The following is a 5,052-nucleotide window of genomic DNA, read 5'->3' as shown; positions in this document are numbered from 1 at the left end:
GGTCCCTCGATGCCACCAGACCCGGTGACACCACCCCCCGGATCATGCGAGCGACTGGGGGCCTGAGTCATGCCGGGCCTGGTGACCACAGCTCCTTGATCAGGAACTACGAAGAAGGTAACGGGGCCGATGCCCTGTCCGGCTCCGGGCATCGGCGCGTCACCTGACACCGTGGGCCGCCAGCACGAGACGTCATCGCGGCCCGGCGCGCCGCCTCAGACCGCTGCCCTCTTCCGCGGTGCCCGCTTCCGCGCCGGCTTCTCAGCCGGTTCCGCCTCCACCTTCGCGGGCGCCGTACGAGCGGTCTCGTACGCCTCGATCACCTCACTCGACAACCGACCACGCTCAGCGACCTCGTACCCGTTCGCCGCGGCCCACTCTCGCACCTGCTGGTTGTACTCCCGAGAGTTGCCCTGCCCGGTTACCGACGACCTGGTGGCCTCGCCGATGGACTGGCCGAGCGCGACCTTCACCCGCCGGCCGCCAACCCGCCGGGCAGCCTGGACGAAACGCTCGAACTCACCGCGCAGCGCCTCGGCATTCTCCGCCGACAAGTCGATCTCGTACGACACCCCGTCCAGACCGAACGCGACAGTCTCCGCCGCCTCGCCGCCGTCCAGATCGTCGAGCACCTCGACACGCACCTTCTGCGCCATCACCGAACCCCTTCACCGATTTCCACGATCAACCCGGCCCCCGTTGACCAGGGCCGGATCTGGGCAGACGTTACCCTCGGACCGACCGAGCGGTCTGTCCGGCACGCCCACAACATCGCCGCCGAACGAGCAACGACCCGAACACCGTCGCGGGCCTTCGCGGTGGATACCTCGCCCCGCCTGGCCTGTGCCGATGGTCCGGCCGGGTGGACAGACCCGACTTTCGGACCACCGACGCCCGCCGACGCGTCTCCGCGCGCCGATGGCGACACGGGCTGCGGGTGACGCCGGGTGCCTGGCAGGTCCCAGGCCAGCACGCTGCCGTGCCCCCGGACACCAGCGCGTCACCCGTCTCGGTGATCTCCAGCGCCAGACGTATTACGGATGCCGAACCTCCTCTTGCTTGGTGCTGAGGTGATCGGTCCGGCACGCCCCCCGACCGTCCCGATCATCGACAGTCTGGCTCGGCGGCACAACGCCCCCCGATGTGCCGCCGAGCACTAGCCTCTGACGCTGGAGATCGATCGTCACGTGATGAAGCGCAACAGCGCAGGTAACGAGCTGAGACGGCTCACCTCGTATCACGACGCCGGAGCCGGGCGCCCGGACCCGGGGTCACGTGGTGAGTTTGGCAGGAAGCGGTTCGGCCTCGCCGTCGCCAGTCAAGGCATCCGCGCCCGCGCGGCGGCCACCGCGCTCCTGCTACACCTGCCGGCGCGTTCCCTCTCTCCTCGACTTGTCGGGTTCGTTTCCTGGGCCGAAGTCAGCAGTTGCCCCACGGATACAACGCGCTGAACCGGTCGAACGCCGCGTTCATCTCCTCATCACGAGCACGGCCGTCCACGAAGATCGACGACTCCAAGGCTACGTCGGCAGCGTCGAGCACTGCCGCGACGGCGTGAACGATCGCCGCATACCGGGAGGACGGTACATCGAAGGGCAGCAGCACACGAAACTCACGCGATTCCACACAGGGAACCCTTCCTGTATTGAACCGGTGACACCCAGCCCCCGATCGAGCGGTCATGACCGGCCATGGACGACCACACCCGGACGCGACTGAGGCAACCTAGCCTCCAACGACACTCCCGGATCAACGGCTACATCGGCCGACTTCGTCGATCAGTGAGTACATTGTGCACATGGTGCAGAAGCCTGCTGGATTTTCGTGGCCTCCGGAACTGACCGAAGAGCAGGGCAAGCTACTCGATTTCCTTGACCATCTTGGCAATAATGGCTGGGGGCGGAACCCGCAGACGGAGGAGCTCATGCCCAAGGTACTGAGTGAACTCCACGTAGTAGGGCTTGGCATCAGCCTGGTCAAGGAAGCGATGAAGTCGATCGGGTATGACAAGAACGATCTCCATCAACTCGATCGATGGGAATCAAAGCGCACCACTGGTAGGTTCGGCCGCTAGCCCCGAGCAACCCGGAAGACAAACCTACAGTCGCACCACGCCGCATGCGTTCGTCACAAATGACGGCGACATGGTGGTCATGACTGTCGCCGCCGAGCTGGACTTGCCCGGTCCCGCCAACGGACCCCACATCGGCCCGAGCTGAGGCGCCGACCCCTCCCGGTGACGTCTTTGGTCGTCACCGGGCGGCGCCCCCTGGGTGGAACCCGAGTCGACGGGTTGCGTTCCCGTCACGGCCGACCTTCTCCATGGAGACGCCGCAGCAGGGCAGCCGCCTTCTGATCCCCGGCGTCTTCGAAGGCGGCAGCGGCCTCACCCCAGGCGCTGACGGCTTCGTCGAATCGCCGTACTCCCCGCAATGCGCTCCCGAGGTTGAACCAGGCCTGGCCTTCGCCGTAACGGTCGCCCAGCTCTCGGCAAATTGAGAGGTCGTTCTGGTGGGCGGTGATCGCCTCGTCGAACCGCTGCACCTCCCGCAACGCAATGCCGAGGTTATTCCACGCCCGTCCTTCGCCGCGGCGGTCACCTACTTCCCGATGGATCTTGCCGGCGTGTTGGTGGGCAGTGATCGCCTCGTCGAACCGGCGCACCTCCCGCAACGCAATCCCGAGGTTGTTCCAAGCCTGGCCTTCGCCGTGACGGTCGCCCAGCTCCCGGTAGATGTCGATGGCCTGCTGGTCGGCGGAGACCGCTTCGTCGAACCGACGCACCTCCCACAACGCGACCCCCAGGTTGTTCCAAGCCTGGCCTTCGCCGTGACGGTCGCCCAGCTCCCGGTAGATGTCGATGGCCTGCTGGTCGGCGGAGACCGCTTCGTCGAACTGCTGTACCTCTCCCAGCGCGTTGCCGAGGTTGGTCCACGCCTGGCCTTCGCCGCGACGGTCGCCCACCTCCCGGTAGATGTCGATGGCCTGCTGGTCGGCGGAGACCGCTTCGTCGAACCGACGCACCTCCCGCAGCGCCTTGCCGAGGTTGGTCCAAGCCTGGCCTTCGCCCCGGCGGTCGCCTACTTCACGACAGATGTCGATGGCCTGCTGGTCGGCGGAGACCGCTTCGTCGAACCGACGCACCTCCCGCAACGCGTTGCCCAGGTTGATCCACGCCTGGCCTTCGCCGCGACGGTCGCCTACCTTCCGGGAGATGTTGCCAGCCTCCTGGTGGGCGGCGATCGCCTCGTCGAACCGCCGCACCTCTTGCAGCGCGAGGCCGAGATTGTTCCACGCCTGGCCTTCACCATGCTGGTCCCCCACATCCCGGTAGATGCCGATGGCCAGCTGGTGGGCGGTGATCGCCTCGTCGAACCGTCGAGTCGCCCGCAATGCGAGCCCAAGATTGTTGGACGCGATGGCCCGTCGCTGCGGGTCGGGGAATGTGGCGGCGGCGGATGAAGCATGGGTGGCGACGGTGACCCAGTCGTTGAGATGCCACCGCCATCTCAGATATCTCTTCAGAGATGCGGCAAGCCGGGTGGTGTGGTCGAGATAGCCAGTCTGGTGGGCGTGAGCGACGGCGGCGGTGAGGTTGGTGTGTTCGACGTCGAACCAGGCCAAGGCCTCCTGTCGGCCGGCAAACCGGTCTTGAATCGGCTGGCCGGGTAGGCCCCGCAGGTGGTCGTCGGCGGCGTCGGCGGCGGCACAGTAGTACGAAAGCAGACGGCTGATGGCCTGATCTGCGGCGCTGAGCGCGAGGTGGCGCCGGGTGTAGAGGGCGAGCAGGTCGTGCAGCTGCCACCGGCCGGACGGGGTGTGCTGCAGAAGCGACGCCGCGCGCAGGGCCCGCAGTCGCGTCGCGGCCACCGCGGTGGGGATGTCGGCGATTGCGGCGGCGGTCTCGGTGGACAGGTCTGGCCCTGGGTTGACCGTCAGCAACGTCAGCAACTCTGTCGCTTCCGGGGCGTGGGCGGCCAAGCGGCGATAGGAGAAATCGATGACCGCGGCGACATCCCCGCCACCGTAAGCCATGCCGTGCAGGCGGGTCTCAGCGTCGGCGAGCTGGTCGGCCAGCGCCGTTACGGTGAGAGCGGGTTCGTCGGTGAGAATCGCCGCGACGATCCGCACCGCCAAGGGCAGCCGCCCGCACAATTCGACTAGCCGCGCCACTGCCGTCGGTTCGGTGTCCGGACGCGGGTCCTGAAGGTTGTCCGCCCGCAGCAGCCGGATCAGTAGATCAGCCGCTCCAGCCACGCTGAGGACGTCGAGGAAGATTCGGCGTGCGTCCGGCAGCCCCAGGAGGTCGCGGGTTGTGATCAGCGCCCGATGTGCGAGCTGGCGGGGGAGCAAATCCTGCACCTGGGTCGAGTCGGCGGCGTTGTCCAGCACTAGCAGCACCCGCGCGCCCGCAGTAGCGAGCTGGTCAAGAACCCGGTGGTACAGACCGGCCTGCTCGACAGGTGTGCCAGGGATCCGCTCGGCAGGCACACCCAGCTCGCGCAACAACGACGCATATACCTGCTCCGACCGCACCGGTGCCTGGCCGGGCGCGTAGCCGCGGAGGTCCAGCAGCAACACCCCACCGGGAAACCAGCCACGACCCGCAGCAAGCAAGGCGGTGTGCACGGCCAAAGCGGTCTTGCCGATGCCGCCCATCCCCGCCACCGCCGACACCACCACCGCACCGCGCCCCGCATCCGGCCTGACCACTGCCGGGTCCGGAGCCGGGGTGAGAAGCTCCAGCAGCTGGTCCACCTCGTTCCCACGGCCGACGAGCAGGCCCGAGGCCCGGCCCGGACGCAACGGCTCTACCAGCACGGCTGGGCCCGGCTCGGCCGCGGCCGCGATCATAGTGAGCTGACCGACCGCACCAATCACCGTGCCGCCCGCGCCAGCATGGCCATGCCCGGTGACGGCGACAGCTAGTGCCTCGGCAAGGAACGTTGACGTGGTAACCGTGTCGCGTGGACATCCGAGCTGGTGATCGCGAGGCTGGCCGGTGGAGGTGAGCCATGGCGCGCCAGCCGGAGGTGTTCGCGCGGTCGTTGG

The 5,052-nt window shown here is 67.6% G+C and carries 4 protein-coding genes; 1 reads left to right on the top strand and 3 read right to left on the bottom strand.

The window, feature by feature from the left end; all coding sequences use genetic code 11:
• Nucleotides 1-215: 215 nt before the first annotated feature.
• On the bottom strand, nt 216-656 hold the full coding sequence (locus tag ACLJOU_RS46725) for a histone-like nucleoid-structuring protein Lsr2 (protein WP_410575754.1): 441 nt from the start codon (nt 654-656) through the stop codon (nt 216-218).
• Nucleotides 657-1,419: 763 nt separating this feature from the next.
• Nucleotides 1,420-1,626 (bottom strand): hypothetical protein, encoded by a 207-nt coding sequence (locus ACLJOU_RS46720; protein ID WP_410575753.1) that lies wholly within the window; start codon nt 1,624-1,626, stop codon nt 1,420-1,422.
• Between the two features lie 172 nt (nt 1,627-1,798).
• On the opposite strand from ACLJOU_RS46720, the gene ACLJOU_RS46715 reads away from it, so the two are divergent.
• Complete coding sequence (locus ACLJOU_RS46715) at nt 1,799-2,074, top strand: hypothetical protein (RefSeq protein ID WP_410575752.1); 276 nt, start codon at nt 1,799-1,801, stop codon at nt 2,072-2,074.
• 230 nt (nt 2,075-2,304) lie between these two features.
• Here the strand turns inward: ACLJOU_RS46715 and ACLJOU_RS46710 are convergent, their stop codons facing one another.
• Nucleotides 2,305-4,854, bottom strand: a complete 2,550-nt coding sequence (locus ACLJOU_RS46710; RefSeq protein WP_410575751.1) for a tetratricopeptide repeat protein — start codon at nt 4,852-4,854, stop codon at nt 2,305-2,307.
• Nucleotides 4,855-5,052: the final 198 nt, after the last annotated feature.

Source organism: Amycolatopsis sp. cmx-4-61, from assembly GCF_046548775.1.
Classification (GTDB): Bacteria; Actinomycetota; Actinomycetes; order Mycobacteriales; family Pseudonocardiaceae; genus Amycolatopsis.
Note: the sequence above shows the minus strand (reverse complement) of the source record. Positions and strands in the feature narration are given on the sequence as shown.